The 14,654-nt window shown below is 74.3% G+C and carries 16 protein-coding genes and 1 pseudogene; 10 read left to right on the plus strand and 7 right to left on the minus strand.

Translation table 11 applies throughout. The features are described 5' to 3' along the window. Positions 1-9: 9 nt before the first annotated feature. Genes pcaB through pcaC form a run of 3 tightly spaced genes read left to right on the plus strand, consistent with a single transcriptional unit; the run spans position 10 to position 2,530 of the window. Positions 10-1,335: a 3-carboxy-cis,cis-muconate cycloisomerase gene (pcaB, locus tag ACI794_RS19230; protein WP_456603882.1), complete on the plus strand. Its 1,326-nt coding sequence runs from the start codon at positions 10-12 to the stop codon at positions 1,333-1,335. After that, entirely contained in the window at positions 1,332-2,129 is a 798-nt protein-coding gene (gene pcaD, locus ACI794_RS19235; protein WP_456617123.1) for a 3-oxoadipate enol-lactonase, read from the plus strand. Before pcaB ends, pcaD begins: the two co-directional genes overlap by 4 nt. Next, positions 2,126-2,530 carry a 4-carboxymuconolactone decarboxylase gene (pcaC, locus tag ACI794_RS19240; RefSeq protein WP_456581195.1) on the plus strand — a complete coding sequence of 135 codons (405 nt, stop codon included), beginning with the start codon at positions 2,126-2,128 and terminating at the stop codon, positions 2,528-2,530. The genes pcaD and pcaC overlap by 4 nt, the downstream gene beginning before the upstream one ends. 25 nt (positions 2,531-2,555) lie before the next feature. Here pcaC and ACI794_RS19245 read toward each other — a convergent pair whose 3' ends face one another. The 4 genes from ACI794_RS19245 to ACI794_RS19260 all read right to left on the minus strand — a co-directional run bounded on the left by ACI794_RS19245 (position 2,556) and on the right by ACI794_RS19260 (position 6,418). After that, the gene (locus ACI794_RS19245; protein WP_456581196.1) at positions 2,556-3,014 is read right to left on the minus strand and encodes a MaoC family dehydratase; all 459 of its coding nucleotides are present in this window, start codon (positions 3,012-3,014) and stop codon (positions 2,556-2,558) included. After that, the gene (locus ACI794_RS19250) at positions 3,011-4,558 is read right to left on the minus strand and encodes an acyl-CoA synthetase (RefSeq protein ID WP_456603885.1); all 1,548 of its coding nucleotides are present in this window, start codon (positions 4,556-4,558) and stop codon (positions 3,011-3,013) included. Before ACI794_RS19250 ends, ACI794_RS19245 begins: the two co-directional genes overlap by 4 nt. Beyond that, on the minus strand, positions 4,551-5,420 hold the full coding sequence (locus ACI794_RS19255; RefSeq protein ID WP_456603894.1) for an amidohydrolase family protein: 870 nt from the start codon (positions 5,418-5,420) through the stop codon (positions 4,551-4,553). Before ACI794_RS19255 ends, ACI794_RS19250 begins: the two co-directional genes overlap by 8 nt. 74 nt (positions 5,421-5,494) lie before the next feature. Then, positions 5,495-6,418, minus strand: coding sequence for an SDR family oxidoreductase (locus tag ACI794_RS19260; RefSeq protein WP_456617124.1), 924 nt, complete (start codon positions 6,416-6,418; stop codon positions 5,495-5,497). A gap of 81 nt (positions 6,419-6,499) precedes the next feature. Between ACI794_RS19260 and ACI794_RS19265 the strand changes: the two genes are divergently transcribed. From ACI794_RS19265 to ACI794_RS19290, 6 genes and pseudogenes are all read left to right on the plus strand, one after another. After that, positions 6,500-6,958: a MarR family winged helix-turn-helix transcriptional regulator gene (locus ACI794_RS19265; RefSeq protein ID WP_456617125.1), complete on the plus strand. Its 459-nt coding sequence runs from the start codon at positions 6,500-6,502 to the stop codon at positions 6,956-6,958. A gap of 122 nt (positions 6,959-7,080) precedes the next feature. Beyond that, positions 7,081-8,061 (plus strand): ABC transporter substrate-binding protein, encoded by a 981-nt coding sequence (locus ACI794_RS19270; protein ID WP_456617126.1) that lies wholly within the window; start codon positions 7,081-7,083, stop codon positions 8,059-8,061. 127 nt (positions 8,062-8,188) lie between these two features. Then, a complete protein-coding gene (locus ACI794_RS19275) occupies positions 8,189-9,265 on the plus strand; it encodes a Rieske 2Fe-2S domain-containing protein (protein WP_456617127.1) in 1,077 nt (358 codons plus the stop codon). Positions 9,266-9,273: 8 nt separating this feature from the next. Beyond that, positions 9,274-9,561, plus strand: a complete 288-nt coding sequence (locus tag ACI794_RS19280) for a hypothetical protein (RefSeq protein ID WP_456603890.1) — start codon at positions 9,274-9,276, stop codon at positions 9,559-9,561. 37 nt (positions 9,562-9,598) lie between these two features. Next, a pseudogene (locus tag ACI794_RS19285) lies at positions 9,599-10,543 on the plus strand (PDR/VanB family oxidoreductase); the annotation flags it as partial. Positions 10,544-10,569: 26 nt separating this feature from the next. Next, positions 10,570-11,319, plus strand: coding sequence for an IclR family transcriptional regulator (locus ACI794_RS19290; RefSeq protein WP_456617130.1), 750 nt, complete (start codon positions 10,570-10,572; stop codon positions 11,317-11,319). 28 nt (positions 11,320-11,347) lie between these two features. On the opposite strand, the gene ACI794_RS19295 is transcribed toward ACI794_RS19290, so the two are convergent. From ACI794_RS19295 to ACI794_RS19305, 3 genes are all read right to left on the minus strand, one after another. Beyond that, the gene (locus ACI794_RS19295) at positions 11,348-12,016 is read right to left on the minus strand and encodes a CoA transferase subunit B (protein ID WP_456603891.1); all 669 of its coding nucleotides are present in this window, start codon (positions 12,014-12,016) and stop codon (positions 11,348-11,350) included. Further along, positions 12,016-12,831: a CoA transferase subunit A gene (locus ACI794_RS19300; protein ID WP_456603892.1), complete on the minus strand. Its 816-nt coding sequence runs from the start codon at positions 12,829-12,831 to the stop codon at positions 12,016-12,018. The genes ACI794_RS19295 and ACI794_RS19300 overlap by 1 nt, the downstream gene beginning before the upstream one ends. A 165-nt stretch (positions 12,832-12,996) precedes the next feature. After that, complete coding sequence (locus ACI794_RS19305) at positions 12,997-13,986, minus strand: anti-sigma factor RsbA family regulatory protein (RefSeq protein ID WP_456617128.1); 990 nt, start codon at positions 13,984-13,986, stop codon at positions 12,997-12,999. A 214-nt stretch (positions 13,987-14,200) separates the two neighbouring features. On the opposite strand from ACI794_RS19305, the gene ACI794_RS19310 reads away from it, so the two are divergent. Further along, positions 14,201-14,654 (plus strand): aldehyde dehydrogenase family protein (locus tag ACI794_RS19310; protein WP_456617129.1); only part of this gene is annotated, 454 nt, incomplete at its 3' end.

Consider the following 14,654-nt stretch of genomic DNA (forward strand, 5'->3'; position numbering starts at 1 on the left):
GAACGGGACGTGACCGGTCTCTTCAGCGCGACCTTCGCCCGCGGCGGCGCGGCGACCGCCGTCTCCGATGCCGCCTGGATCGACGCGCTGCTCGACGTCGAGGCCGCCCTGGCGCGCGCCGCCGCGGCGACCGGGCTGGTGCCCGCGACCGCCGCCGACGCCGTCACCCGGGTCTGTGCCGAACCGGCTGCGCTCGACCTGGCCACCGTGGTGGCGCAGTCCGCGGACGCGGGGAACCCGGTGCCGCCGCTGGTGCGCGTGCTGCGCGCGGCGGTGGGGGAGCGCGACGCCGTCGCGGTCCACGTCGGCGCCACCAGCCAGGACGTCGTCGACACCGCGCTGGTCCTGCTGGCCCGCCGGGCGATCGCCGCGATCGACCGCGACCTGGTGCTCGCCGCCGAGGCCGCCGCCCGGTTGGCCCGCGCCCACCGCGACGACGTCGTCATGGGCCGCACCCTGATGCAGCAGGCGCTGCCCACGACGTTCGGGCTCAAGGCCGCCGGGTGGCTCGGGGGGCTGGACGGCGCCCGGCTGCGGCTGGCCGAGGTGGTGGCCTCGCTGCCGGTGCAGTACGGCGGCGCCGTCGGCACGCTGGCCGCCAGCGACGGCTCCGGCACCGCGCTCCGCGCCGCCCTGGCCGCCGAGCTCGGGCTGGTCGCCACCGCCGCGCCGTGGCACACGGTGCGGCTGCCGATCGCCGACCTGGCCGGCGCGCTCGGGGCCACCGGCGGGGTGCTGGCGACCGTCGCCGTCGACGTCGTGCTGCTGGCCCAGACGGAGGTCGCCGAGGTCGCAGAGACGGGGGCCGGCCGGGGCGGCTCGTCGGCCATGCCCCACAAGCGCAACCCCGTCGCCGCCATCTCCGCCCGCGCCTGCGCCCGGCGCGCACCCGGGCTCGTGACCACCCTGCTGGGCGCCATGGAGCAGGAGCACGAGCGCGCCGCCGGCGCCTGGCACAGCGAGTGGCCGGCCCTCACCGACCTGCTGTCGACCGTCGGCTCGGCCGCGGCCTGGCTGGTCGAGAGCCTCGGCGGCCTGCGCCCGGACCCCGCCCGCATGGCGGCCACGGTGGCCGCGGCCCGCGACCCGGAGCTCGCGGGCGCGCTCGCCGACGCGCTGACCCCGTCGCTCGGCCGGGACGCGGCGCACGACGTGGCCGCGGCCGCCGTCCGGGAGGCCGCGGCCACCGGACGACCGCTGGCCGACGTGGTCGCCGGCCGCGACGACGTCGACCTCGCCGCCCTGCTCGGCGCCCGCCCCGACGTCGGCGAGGCGGGCGCGCAGGTCGACGCCGTGCTGGCCGAGCACGCCCACCTCACCGGAGGAACCCGATGAACCCCGTCCCCGTCTCCCACTCCGTCGCCGGCCCCGCGGATGCACCCCTGGTGGTCCTCTCCAACTCCCTCGGCGCCACCCGGGCGATGTGGGACCCGCAGGTGCCGCCGCTGGCCGAGCGGTTCCGCGTGGTGACCTACGACGGCCGCGGGCACGGGGAGTCGCCCGCGCCCGCCGGCCCGTACACCCTCGATGACCTGGTCGACGACGTCCTGGCGCTCATGGACCTGCTCGGGGCGGAGCGGGCGCACGTCGCCGGTGTGTCGCTGGGTGGGATGGTCGGGATGCGGCTGGCGGCGCGCGAGCCGGACCGGGTCGGGAGCCTGGCGGTGATGTTCAGCTCGGCGAAGACCGACCCGCAGGGCTTCCTCGACCGGGCGGCGCAGGCCCGCGCCGAGGGGACGGCCACCTTCGCCCCGACCGTCGTCTCCCGCTGGCTCACCCCGGGCTTCGCCGCGGAAAACCCCGACCTGGTCGCCCGGCTCGAGGCGATGGTCGCCGGCGCCGACGACGAGGGCTACGCCGCCTGCTGCGAGGTGGTGGCGGGCATCGACCTGCGAGACGACCTGCCCCGGATCACCGCGCCCACGCTCGTGGTCTCCGGCGCGCAGGACCCGGCCCTCCCGCCCGCGCACCAGGAGCTGATCGCCGAGGGGATCACCGGAGCGGAGCTGCTGGTGCTCGACCCGGCCGCCCACCTGGGCAACCTGGAGCGCGCGCTGGAGGTCACCGGCGCGCTGCTCGGCCACTTCGACGCGGCAGGACTCTCGAACCCCGGCGGAGGTACCCGGTGAGCGAGCTGCCCGACACCGACGACGCCCGTCGCGAGGCCGGCATGCGCACCCGCCGCGAGGTGCTCGGCGACGCCCACGTCGACCGCGCCGTCGCCGGCACGACGCCGTTCACCGCCGGGTTCCAGGACTTCATCACCCGGGTCGCCTGGGGCGACGTGTGGCAGCGGCCCGAGCTCTCCCGGCGCGACCGCAGCCTCATGACGCTGTCGATCACCATCGCGCTGCGCCACTGGGAGGAGTTCGCCCTGCACGTGCGCGCCGCGGTGAACAACGGGCTGACCGACGAGGAGATCGGCGCGGTCATCCAGCACGCCGCCGTCTACGCCGGCGTGCCCGCCGCCAACCACGCGTTCAAGGTCGCCGGTCCGATCCTCGCGGAGCTGCGGGGCGACCCCGCCTGATCGGCGTGCCGCGGGGACCGGACGGTCAGCCGCCGTACATCCGGAAGACCGGCTCGGCGATGCAGACCGGCTTGGCCCCGCCCTCGGCCTCGATGACCGCCGCCACCGTGACCTGGAGCCCGCCGGTGACCTCCTCGACGTCCTTCAGCGTCGCGGTCAGCCGGATCCTCGAGCCGACCGGCACGGGAGACGGGAACCGGACCTTGTTGAGCCCGTAGTTCACGCCCATCGTCGCGTCGGTGACGGTGAGCACCTCCGACCACATCGGGATGAGCAGCGACAGGGTCAGGTAGCCGTGGCCGATCGGGCCACCGAAGGGGCTCTCGGCCGTGGCGCGCTCGACGTCGACGTGGATCCACTGGTGGTCGCCGGTGGCGTCGGCGAAGGTGTTGACACGCTCCTGGGTCACCTCGATCCAGGAGCTCTGCCCGAGCTCCTGGCCCCTCAGCGACGGCAGTTCGGCCAGCGTGGTGGTCGTGCTCATGCGGTGATCTCCTCGGTGTGGACGTATCGGGCCCGCAGCTCCGGCTTGCGCACCTTGCCGGTGGCGGTCTTGGGGAGCTCGTCGGCGAACTCGACCAGCCGGGGCACCTTGAAGCCGGCCAGGCGCTCGCGCAGGGCGGTGCGGACGACGTCCCCGTCGTGCTCGACGCCAGGGGCGACCACCAGGACGGCGAGGCAGGCCTCGCCCCACTTGTCGTCCGGGACGCCGATGACGGCGGCCTCGAGCACGCCGGGCAGTTCGAGCAGAGCGGACTCGACCTCGGCCGGGTAGATGTTCTCGCCGCCGGAGATGATCATGTCCTTGTAGCGGTCGCGGATGTACAGGAAGCCCTCGGCATCGACCGAGCCGGCGTCGCCGGTCCGGTACCAGCCGTCGACGAGCACCTCGGCCGTCCTCTCCGGGTCCTGCCAGTAGCCGGCCATCACGTTGGGCCCCTGGACGACGACCTCGCCCACCTCGTCCACTCCGGCCTCCGTGCCGTCGGCCCGCAGCACCCGCACGTCGGTGAAGAAGACCCGCTTGCCGGCCGAGCCGACCTTGCGGACGGCATCCGCCGAGTCCAGGACGGTGCATCCCGGGGCGGCCTCGGTCATGCCGTAGGCCTGCTGCATCGTCACGCCGCGGTCCAGCCAGGTCCGCAGGGTAGGCAGGGGGAGGGGCGCACCGGCGGCGCCGATGGTGCGCAGGGCGGAGAGATCGCGGGTGGCGAACTCCGGGAGCCGGGCCATCGCGTCGAGCATCGTGGGGACGGCGAAGAACGAGTTGATCCGCTGCTCCTCGATGATCCGCAGCGTCTCGGCCGGGTCGAAGCCGCGCACGACCACCGCGCACCCGCCTCTGAGCAGCGTCGGGTTGACGGTGCCGTTGAGTCCGCCGATGTGGAAGAGCGGGGCGAGGGCCAGCGTGCGCTCGTGCTGCCCGAAGTCGAGACCGAGCAGCTGGTTGACGCCGTTCCAGGTCATGTTGCCGTGGGTGAGCACCGCGCCCTTGGGGCGGCCGGTCGTCCCGGAGGTGTACATGATCAGGCAGGGGTCGTCGAGCGTCACCGGCAGGTCCCGGGCGTCCGCGTCGGCCTCGGCGAGCAGCTCCTCGTACGGCAGGGAACCGGCCCCGCCGGCGGCCGGGGGCTCGGCCGCCAGCCAGTGCCGGACGCCGGGCAGCCGGTCGCGCAGCGCGTCGGCGAGGGCGCCGTGGTCCCGGCCGTGCACGACGACGCTCGCGCCGGAGTGGCCCAGCACGTACTCCGCCTCCGGAGCGGCGAGCCGGGCGTTGACCGGCACCCAGACGGCGCCCAGCTGACCGCAGGCGTAGAGCGTCTCGAGCGCGGAGGGGTGGTTTCCGCCGGTCCACGCGACCCGGTCGCCCGATCCGACGCCGAGCCCCGCCAGCGCACCGGCGGTGCGGCGCACGCGGTCGGCGAACCCTGCGTGCGAGGTCGTCGTCCCCTCGAACCAGAGGGCGTCGCGGTCGGGGGAGATGCGCAGCCGGCGCTCCGGCCAGGAGCCGAGCCCGGCGTTACGCACGGTCCAGCCCGAGAGCGCGGACGGCGTTGTCCTTCATGATCAGCGGCTTCACCTCGTCGCGGATCTCGAGCATCTCGAAGTCCCTCATCCAGCGCTCGGGCCGCAGCAGCGGGTAGTCCGATCCGAAGAGCACCTTCGTCTTGAGCAGCGTGTTGGCGGCCCGGACCAGCTGGGGCGGGAAGTACTTCGGGGACCAGCCGGACAGGTCGATGTAGACGTTCGCCTTGTGCTGGGCGACGGCGATCGCGGAGTCCTGCCAGGGCACCGACGGGTGGGCCATGATGATCGTCAGGCCGGGGAAGTCGGCGGCGACGTCGTCGAGCAGCATCGGGTCGGAGTAGCGCAGCTTGATCCCGCGGCCGCCCGGCAGCCCGGAACCGATGCCGGTCTGGCCCGTGTGGAACAGCGCCGGGACGCCCAGACCCTGCAGCTCCTCGTAGAGCGGGTAGACGGCCCGGTCGTTCGGGAGGAAGTCCATCAGGCTGGGGTGGAACTTGAACCCGCGGACGCCGTGCTGCTCGACCAGCCGCCGGGCCGCCCGGATGCCGGCGACGCCGCGGTGCGGGTCGATCGAGCCGAACGGGATGAGCACGTCGGGGTGCTCGGCTGCGGCCTCGGCGATCTCCTCGTTGGACAGGGCCGTGTGCCCGGTGGCCGCCTCGGCGTCGACGGTGAAGATGACCGCGGCCATCCTCCTGCCCCGGTAGTCGGCCGCGATGTCGGCCACGGTGGGGTCGTAGGGGTCGCCCTTGAAGTACGTCGCCGCGGCGGCGTTGAGCTCGTCGTCCAGGGCCAGGTGGCCGTGGGAGTCGGCGTGCACGTGGACGTGCACGTCGATCGCCACCAGGGCGTCGAGGTCCAGGTGCGACGTCACCCTGCTCATCGGCTCGGCTCCGGGTCGCTCCGCTCCTCGGGCGCTGGCGCTCCCTGCGATGCTCACTCCGCCGTCGCCTTCGTCGGGGGCTCCGGGAACTCCTGGCCGACCCTCTGCTGGGATCCTGCGAACGCCCCGGGCCACACGCCGGCGACGGCGTCGGCCGACCAGCCGGTGCCGTCGGCGAACTCCACCACGACCTCGCGCGGGTGGCTCCACAGCGCCAGCCGGTCGCCGCCGATGCCGACCACCTGGCCGGTGATGCCGGCCGCCGCGTCGGAGGCGAGGAAGGCGACCACCCCCGCGGCGTCCTCCGGCGGCCCGAGGCTGAGCTCGCGGCGGCCGTACTCGGCCAGGGGCCCGCCGGTCCGCATCGCGTCGATGTAGGGCTCGAGGAAGGGCGCTGTCTCGGTCATCGCCGTGATGGCCACCGGGACGATCGCGTTGACGGTGATCTCCGCGCGGGCCAGTTCCATGGCCCAGGTCCGCACCATGCCGACGATCCCGGCCTTGGCCGCGGCGTAGTTGGTCTGCCCGAAGTTGCCGACCTGGCCGGTGGGGGAGCCGACGCAGACGATCCGGCCGCCCTCACCCTGCTCGCGCATCCGGATGGCCGCGGCCCGGGTGCAGGTGAAGGTCCCGCGGAGGTGGGTGCCGATGACCGCGTCGAAGTCCTCGTCGCTCATCTTCCAGAGCGTGCTGTCCCGCAGGATGCCGGCGTTGTTGACCAGGACGTCGAGCCGGCCGAACGCCGACACCGCCCGGTCGACCAGCGCCTGCGCGGCCTCGCTGGTGCCCACGGGCACCACCTCGGCCACGGCCGTGCCCCCGGCGTCGGTGATGGTCCTGACCGCGGCCTCGGCGACGGCGGCGTCGACGTCGTTGACGACGACCGCGGCACCGGCGCGGGCGAGCTCGGTGGCGTAGGCCAGCCCGAGACCCCGTCCGCTTCCGGTGACGATGGCTACCTTGCCGGACAGGTCCACGGGACTCCCTTGATCGGGGGACGGTCAGCTGGTGCGCGACGCTAGGCGGATATCGTGGAGGATGTCAACGATGGAGGAGACATGGACGCCCACACCACCACAGGCGCGCTGATCGACGACGTCGGCTTCCTGCTGTCCCGCGCCAGCGGGCTGTTCGTGCGGGCCAGCAACACCGCCCTGGCGTCCTACGGCCTCCGGGTCCGCTCGTACTCGGTCCTGCTGCTCGCCTGCGCCTCCGACGACGGGATGTCGCAGCGCGACCTGGCCGGCGTCCTGGGCCTCGATCCCAGCCAGGTGGTCCTGCTCGTGGACGAGCTGGCGGAGTCCGGCCTGGTCGAGCGGCGGCCGTCGGGCACCGACCGGCGGACCAAGCTGGTGGTCGGCACCGCCGCCGGTCGCGAGCTGCGCGCAGCCGCCGTCGTGGACGTCGATGCCGCGGTGGCCGTCCAGCTGGCCGATCTGACGGCCACCGAGCAGTACCTGCTGCGGGATCTCCTTGGTCGCCTGGTGCGCACCGGCAGCGGTGGCGCCGTCGGCTGACCCGCCGCCGGCCGGGCGGCCGGCTGCCGCCCGGCGGAAGGGACTGGCCAGGCGTCGCTGTGACGTGCATCATGCCGTCTGTCAATCGTTGACGACCTCACCGAATCCCGGGAGCCGCCATCATGCGCCGCTGGATCCCCACCCTCCTCGCCTCGACGCTCGTGCTCGCCGCCTGCGGCGGGGACGACTCGGACGCCTCGCCGTCGGCCGGTGCCGCCGCCGACGGTGGTGGACCCCGACAGGTCACCGTCGGGATGCTGCCGATCCTCCCCACCGCCGCGCTCTACGCCGGCATCGAGGAGGGCTTCTTCGCCGACCGCGGGATCGAGGTCACCGTCGAGACCGGTCAGGGCGGTGCGGCCCTGCTGCCTGCGGTCATGGGCGGTCAGATCGACTTCGCGACGAGCAACCCGGTCTCGCTGCTCCAGGCGCGGGGGCAGGGTCTGGACGTCCGCGTGATCGCCCACTGGACCTCCGCCCTGTCCGAGGGGGACGCCGACGTCAACGGTGTGGTGGCCGCCGCCGGGTCGGGCATCGAGTCCGCCGCCGACCTCGAGGGGAGGACCGTCGCGGTGAACACGCTCAGCGGGATGGGCGGGCTGACCATCCGCGAGGCGGTGCGCCAGGACGGCGGTGATCCCGACGCGGTGGAGTTCGTCGAGCTGCCCTTCCCGGACATGCCCGCCGCCCTGGAGGGCGGCAACGTCGACGCGGTGTGGGTGCCCGAGCCGTTCCTGAGCAGCCTGCAGGCCGGCGGCAACGTCGTCGCCACCTACTCGAGCGCGGAGTCGGTGCAGGGCCACCCGACCCAGCTGTTCTTCACCTCCGGCGAGCTCGTCGAGTCCGACCCCCAGCTCGTCGAGGACTTCACCGCCGCGATCGAGGAGACCCTCGAGTTCGCCGAGGAGAACCCCGACGCCGTCAAGGACCAGATCTCCGAGGTGCTGCCGCAGCTGCCGCCGGAGGTCGCCGAGCAGGTGCGCCTGGAGGAGTTCGGCACCGACCTGCGGCGGGATCAGCTCGAGCAGCTGGGGGAGCTGATGGTCGAGGACGGCCTCCTCGAGGACGACGCCGACCTGGACGGGTTGCTCCCGGAGGGGTGATGCGGGCGTCGCGGGCCCGTCGGCAACTCCGGCGGGACGAGCCTTCCACGTGGCGGAAGAGTGCTGTCGGGCGACGGGTGACGGCGGTCACGCTCGGACCACGCCGGATCGAGGAGGAGCAGGACGCATGACGTCGATCGTTCGGAACCAGTGGTACGTGGCCGCCTACGGGCGCGAGGTCGGGAGAGCGCTGTTCAGCCGGACGATCTGCGGCGAGTCGATCCTGTTCTGGCGGACCGAGGCCGGCGAGGTCACCGCGATGAGCGACCGCTGCGTGCACCGCCGGTTCCCGCTCTCGCAGCAGCCCAGCCACCTGGTGGGCGACACGGTGGTGTGCGGCTACCACGGCTTCACCTACGGGGCGGACGGCGTCTGCGTCGCCGTCCCCGGCCAGACCCGGGTGCCGCGCACCGCGCGGCTGAAGAGCTACCCCGTGGTCGAGCAGGACAGCTTCGTCTGGGTCTTCATCGGCGACCCGGACCGGGCGGAGACCACCCGGATCCCGCGCGCGCCGTGGCTGGACATGGAGGGCTGGACGACGGTGTCCGGGATGGAGCCGCTCGCCGCCCGGGCCAGCCTGCTGGTGGACAACCTCATGGACCTCTCCCACGAGACCTACCTGCACGGCGGATACATCGGCACCCCCGAGGTGGCCGAGACGCCGATCACCACCGAGGTCGACGACGAGGCCGGCATCGTCTACGTCAGCCGGCACATGGCCGACGCCGCCTGCCCGCCGTTCTACGCGAAGAGCACCGGCATCGAGGGGCGGATCACCCGCTGGCAGGACATCGAGTTCACCCCGCCCTGCCTGTACAAGCTGCACAGCCGGATCGCGCCGGTCGGCGTCCTGCCGAACGACGACGGGACCGATCCCGACGCCTTCCACGTCGAGGTGGTCTATGCGATCACGCCGGAGACGGAGCACTCGACGCACGACTTCTGGGCCGTCGCCCGCGACTTCGCCCTCGACGACCAGGGTGTGTCTGACTTCCTCGCCGAGAACAACCGGACCGTCGTCCTGCAGGACGTCGTCGCCCTCGACGTGCTCGAGCAGGTGCTGACCGGCGAGGCCGACGGCTACCAGGAGCTCTCGATCAACATCGACACCGGCGGGCTGGCCGCCCGGCGCCTCATCGCCCGGCTGGCCGCGGAGGCCGACGGCCCCGCCGCCGCCCCGGCCCCCGCCGCGGCCGGCCGGTGACCCCCGGCATGTCCCTCCCGCCGCCTCGGCACGTCCTCGAGGGCGAGCGGGTGCTGCGGGTGAACTGGCTGCCAGGCTCCGACCGCCTGCGCGGGCGGTGCCACTGCGGCGCGGAGAGCGAGGCCGAGGACCCGGTGCGGATGTGGGAGTGGCTGCTCGCCCATCCCGACCACCCCGCCGGGGGGCCGGACATCCCGGAACCGCCCGTCGACCTGCCGCCCCCGCCCGCGCACGTGGTCACCGACCCGGCGGTCCTGCGGGCCCGGGAGCGGACCCGCATCCCCGTCCTGGCCTAGCGAGAAGGAGCTGCTCCCGGTGCACAGCACCCACGACGAGGTCGAGCTGCGGCTGCGCGTCGACCGGCGGACGACGGGCGCGGAAGGCGTCGTGGTCCTCGACCTCCGCGCCGCCGACGGGCGCGACCTGCCGGCCTGGTCGGCCGGCGCGCACGTCGACCTCTGCCTGCCGGGCGGGCTGACCCGCCAGTACTCGCTCTGCGGTGACGCGGCGGACCGGTCGGTCTGGCGGATCGCCGTGCTGCGCGAGCCGGAGAGCCGGGGCGGGTCCGCCCACGTGCACGACGCCCTCGTCGAGGGGGCCGAGGTCGAGGTGCGCGGTCCCCGCAACCACTTCCCGCTGGTACCGGCCCCGCGGTACGTCTTCGTCGCCGGCGGCATCGGCATCACGCCGATCCTGCCCATGGTCGACGCCGCCGAGGCGGCCGGCGCCGAGTGGGAGCTCCACTACGGCGGCCGCAGCCGGCGGTCGATGGCCTTCCTGCAGGCGCTCGAGGAGGCGACCGGCTCCCGGGTCACCCTGCACCCGCAGGACGAGGTCGGCCTGATCGACCTCGACGCGCTGCTCGCCGTGCCGCGGCCCGGGACCCTGGTCTACTGCTGCGGGCCCGAGCCGCTGCTGGCCGCGGTCGAGCAGCGCTGCCGGCAGTGGCCCGAAGGGTCGCTGCACCTGGAGCGGTTCGCCCCCAAGGACGTCGGCGAACCAGTGCTCACCGACGCCTTCGAGGTGGAGCTGGCCGTCAGCGGGCTGGCGCTCACCGTGCCCCCGGGGAAGTCTGTCCTCGAGGTGGTCGAGGAGGCCGGGGTCAGCGTGCTCTCCTCGTGTCAGGAGGGAACGTGCGGAACCTGCGAGACGGCGGTCCTCTCCGGCGCGGTGGATCACCGGGACTCACTGCTGACGCCGGCGGAGCAGGCGGCCAACGACACGATGTTCATCTGCGTGTCCCGGGCGGCCTGCCCGAAGCTGGTGCTGGAGCTCTGACCGGCTCGCGGACCGCCGGAGGGAAGCTGCTCGCCGTCCTCGGCGCGTTCTCCCGGGACCGGCCGGCGCTGACGCTGTCGGACATCTCCCGGGCCGTCGGTGTGCCGTTGTCCACCGCCCACCGGCTGGTGGGTGAGCTGTGCGCGTGGGGTGCGCTCGAGCGGGCGGACGACGGCCGGTACCGGGTGGGCCTGCGCGTCTGGGAGCTGGGCGCGCTCGCGCCACGCGGCCTGGGCCTGCGGGAGGCCGCGCTGCCGTTCATGGAAGACCTGTACGAGGTGACCCACGAGAACGTGCAGCTGGCCGTCCGGGACGACGTGGAGGTCGTGTTCGTCGAGCGGTTCGCCGCACGCGACGCCGTCGCCGTCCTCACCCAGGTGGGCGGCCGTTTCCCGCTGCCGCCGACCGGGGTCGGGCTCGTGCTGCTCGCCCACGCCCCCGCCGACGTGCAGGAGCGGGTGCTGGCCGGCCCGCTGCACCGGTACACCTCGCACACCGTCACCGACCCCCGCCAGCTGCGCCGGGTCCTCGCCGAGGTGCGCCGCGCCGGCGTGGCGGTGAGCGACCGGCAGGTGACCACCGACGCGGTGTCCGTGGCCGCCCCGATCGAGGTGCGCGGGACGGTCGTGGCGGCGCTGTCGATCGTGGTCCGCGGCAACTCGCCGGCCGCCGTCCGCACCCTGACCCCGGGGGTGCGCGCGGCCGCCCGCGGCATCTCGCGCACCCTGGACCGCGCTGCGGACCCGACCGGGCCCGGCGGGCGACCGGTGCCCTGACCCGGGGGCGCCGGCCGGCGCCCCCGGGTCAGACGGTGGCCGGCAGCGGCATCTCGCGGACGTCGTCGGCGACGGTGAGCGGGGCCCCGGTGGCGGCGACCACCTCGTCGACGGTGACGCCGGGCGCGGTCTCGCGCAGGACCAGCCCCTCGGCGGTGACCTCGATGACGGCGAGGTCGGTGACGATCCGGTCGACGCAGGCCTTGCCGGTCAGCGGCAGGGTGCACTCCTGCACGATCTTGGGCGACCCGTCGCGGGCGACGTGCTCCATCATGATGATCACGCGCCGGGCGCCGTGGACGAGGTCCATCGCCCCGCCCATGCCGTTGACCATCTTGCCGGGGATGAGCCAGTTGGCGAGGTCGCCGCGGGCGTTGACCTGCATGGCGCCGAGCACGGCGACGTCCAGGTGCTGGCCGCGGATCATGCCGAAGGAGAGCGCCGAGTCGAAGAAGCTGGCACCGGGGAGGAGGGTGACGGTCTCCTTGCCGGCGTTGATCAGGTCGGGGTCCTCCTCGCCCTCGAAGGGGTAGGGCCCCACGCCGAGGACGCCGTTCTCCGAGTGGAGGACGACGTGCACGCCCTCGGGCACGTAGTTCGGCACGAGGGTGGGCATGCCGATGCCCAGGTTGACGTACTGGCCGTCCTCGAGCTCGAGGGCCACGCGGGCGGCGAGCTGCTCACGGGTCAGGGCCATCAGCGTGCTCCCTCGGTGGTGGCCTCGTCACCGGCGGCGGCCGGGGCGGCGGTGTCGGGCCCCGCCGGGCGGGGACGGGTGGTGCGCCGCTCGATCGGCTTGCGGTCGGCGCCGACGACCACGACCCGGTCGACGAAGACGCCGGGCAGGTGGACGTGCTCGGGGGTGATCTCGCCGGGCTCGACGAGCTCCTCGACCTCGGCGACGGTGATCCGGCCCGCCATGCCGGCCAGCGGGTTGAAGTTCGCCGCCGACTCGTGGAACACGAGGTTGCCGTGCCGGTCGCCCACGGCGGCGTGGACGAGCGCGAAGTCGGCGGTGAGCGCGGTCTCCAGCACGTACTGGCGGCCGTCGAACTCCCGCACCTCCTTGGGCCGGCTGACCTCCACCACGGTGCCCTCGGCGTCGTAGCGGATCGGGATGCCGCCCTCGGCGACGAGCGTGCCGACGCCGGTGGGGGTGTAGAAGGCGGGGATGCCGCTGCCGCCGGCGCGCAGCCGCTCCGCGAGGGTGCCCTGCGGGGTCAGCTCCACCTCGAGCTCACCGGAGAGGTACAGCCGCGCCAGCTCCTTGTTGCCGCCGACGAACGAGCTGATCGTCTTGCGGATCCGGCCCGCGTAGAGCAGGACGCCGAGGGCCTGGTCGTCGACGCCGCAGTTGTTGGAGATCGTGGTCAGCCGGTCAGCACCCTGGGCCAGCAGCGCGTCGATCAACGCGTACGGCACACCGCACAGCCCGAAGCCACCCACGGCCAACGTGGCGCCGGCGGTGATGTCGGCGACCGCCTCCTCGGCGGAGCGGACGACCTTGTCCACGTCAGCCCTCCCGCTCTGCGGGGACGGTTCCCCGTCCGTGGTCCGAACGCGCCCGATCCACCACGTTGCTCCCATCGTCGCCGGCTGCGGCCCCCAGTATCGCGGGCCGCCACCGCCCGGCGGGGCCGCCGTCCCCACTGGGCGGAAATCCGCCGCTGCGAGGGGTCAGGGGAGCAGGGCGGTGAGCCGGACGCGGACCCCGCCGTCGCCCGGGTGGTGGGCCCCGCCGGAGATGTCGACGTGGTCGCACAGCTGGCGGGCCAGCCACAGGCCCATGCCGCCGCGGGAGAGGTCGTTCCCGTGCGCCGGCCCGTACCCGGCGAACGGGTCGTCCCAGCCCGGACCGCCGTCGGCGATGGTGCACACGAGCCGGTCGGGCGCGGTCCACAGCTGCAGGCTGACCGGGGGCAGCCCGTGCCGGACGGCGTTGGACGTCATCTCGTCGACGGCGAGCAGGAAGTCCTCGACGAGGTCGGCGGGTGCCCCCAGGCCGGCGAGCTCCGCGCCGACGGCGTGCCGCAGGCCGATGAAGTCGGCGACGTCGGCGGCGGCGAACCGCGGCGGGGTGCTCTCCAGCGGCTCCTCCGGCACGGGCAGCCCGCGCAGGTAGGCGGCCGGGTCGGTGTACCCCGTGCTGCTCGTACGGCCCTGGGCGCCCACCACGTGGGGGTGCGTGCAGGCCGCGGAGGCCACCACCGGCGCGGGCAGCCGCCGGGTGTCGAACGCGCAGACGCCCCAGAGGTCCCAGCCGCGCAGCGCCTCGTTGATGACCGCGTCGTAGCGCTGCCACTCCAGCCACTCGCGCGGGGTCCTGCCGTGGTCCACCTCGCCGAGGACCCGGACCCGCGACGCCCCAGCCGCCCGGTGCTGCTCGGCCAGCCGGCGGAAGCTGGTGATCGCCGCCGGTGTGCGCGGCCCGTAGGTCACGGTGCGGTCGAGGACCACGAGCCGCTCGTCGTCGTCGATCGCCTCCCGCAGCGCGGTCGTGGCCGGGCCCGACGCGACGACCACGGCGGCTTCACCGGCGTCCAGCCCCGCCCGCAGGAAGGGGGCGGCCACGGCGACGAGGTCGTCGAGGGAGTCGTAGACCAGCGCGTCGTGGACGAAGCCCGCCGTCGGGGGGTGGCCCGCACCGCCCGCTGCCGTCCAGTTCACCTGTTCCCCTGAGTTCTCCGCGCCGGCCGTCCTGCTCGGGCTCCCACGGTAGGCCAGCGCGGCGGGGTGGTCAGCCCGCACCCCGGTCCGGAGGCGCATCCGGGGGTTCCGGGAGCGCGTGGTGCCGGCCCGGGGGACGGTGGTCGGGCCGCCTGCCGCCCGTTTCGAGCGGGCCCGTCCGGGCAGGTGAGGGCGCATCAGGAGGGAGAACACCATGGCCATCGCGACGATCAACCCGGCGACCGGCGAGACGCTGAAGACCTATGAGCCGTTGGGGGAGGAGGCGTTGGAGGAGAAGCTGGCTCGTGCGGCCCGGGCGTTCGCGGGCTACCGGTTGACCTCGCCGGAGGAGCGGGCGGGGTGGCTGTCGGCGGCGGCCGATGTGCTGGACGGCGACAGCGACGCCGTCGCCGAGCTGATGACGACCGAGATGGGCAAGACGCTGGCCTCGGCGCGGGCGGAGGTGGGCAAGTGCGCGAAGGCGTTGCGCTGGTATGCCGAGCACGGCCCGGCGATGCTGGCGCCCGTACCGAAGGACGCGGCGGCGGTGGGGGCGGAGCGGGCGTTCGTGGTGCACCAGCCCCTGGGTGTGGTGCTGGCGGTCATGCCGTGGAACTTTCCGTTGTGGCAGGCGATGCGGTTCGCCGCGCCGGCGTTGATGGCGGGGA

It is taken from the genome of Blastococcus sp. SYSU DS0541, assembly GCF_054050875.1.

Excerpts from the sequence above, each read along its gene's own strand:
- ACI794_RS19245 (WP_456581196.1), bottom strand. The coding sequence starts at position 3,014 with ATGAGCACGACCACCACGCTGGCCGAACTGCCGTCGCTGAGGGGCCAG.
- ACI794_RS19280 (WP_456603890.1), top strand. The coding sequence starts at position 9,274 with ATGTCCCTCCCGCCGCCTCGGCACGTCCTCGAGGGCGAGCGGGTGCTG.
- ACI794_RS19270 (WP_456617126.1), top strand. The coding sequence starts at position 7,081 with ATGCGCCGCTGGATCCCCACCCTCCTCGCCTCGACGCTCGTGCTCGCC.
- ACI794_RS19295 (WP_456603891.1), bottom strand. The coding sequence starts at position 12,016 with ATGGCCCTGACCCGTGAGCAGCTCGCCGCCCGCGTGGCCCTCGAGCTC.
- ACI794_RS19265 (WP_456617125.1), top strand. The coding sequence starts at position 6,500 with ATGGACGCCCACACCACCACAGGCGCGCTGATCGACGACGTCGGCTTC.
- ACI794_RS19275 (WP_456617127.1), top strand. The coding sequence starts at position 8,189 with ATGACGTCGATCGTTCGGAACCAGTGGTACGTGGCCGCCTACGGGCGC.
- pcaD (WP_456617123.1), top strand. The coding sequence starts at position 1,332 with ATGAACCCCGTCCCCGTCTCCCACTCCGTCGCCGGCCCCGCGGATGCA.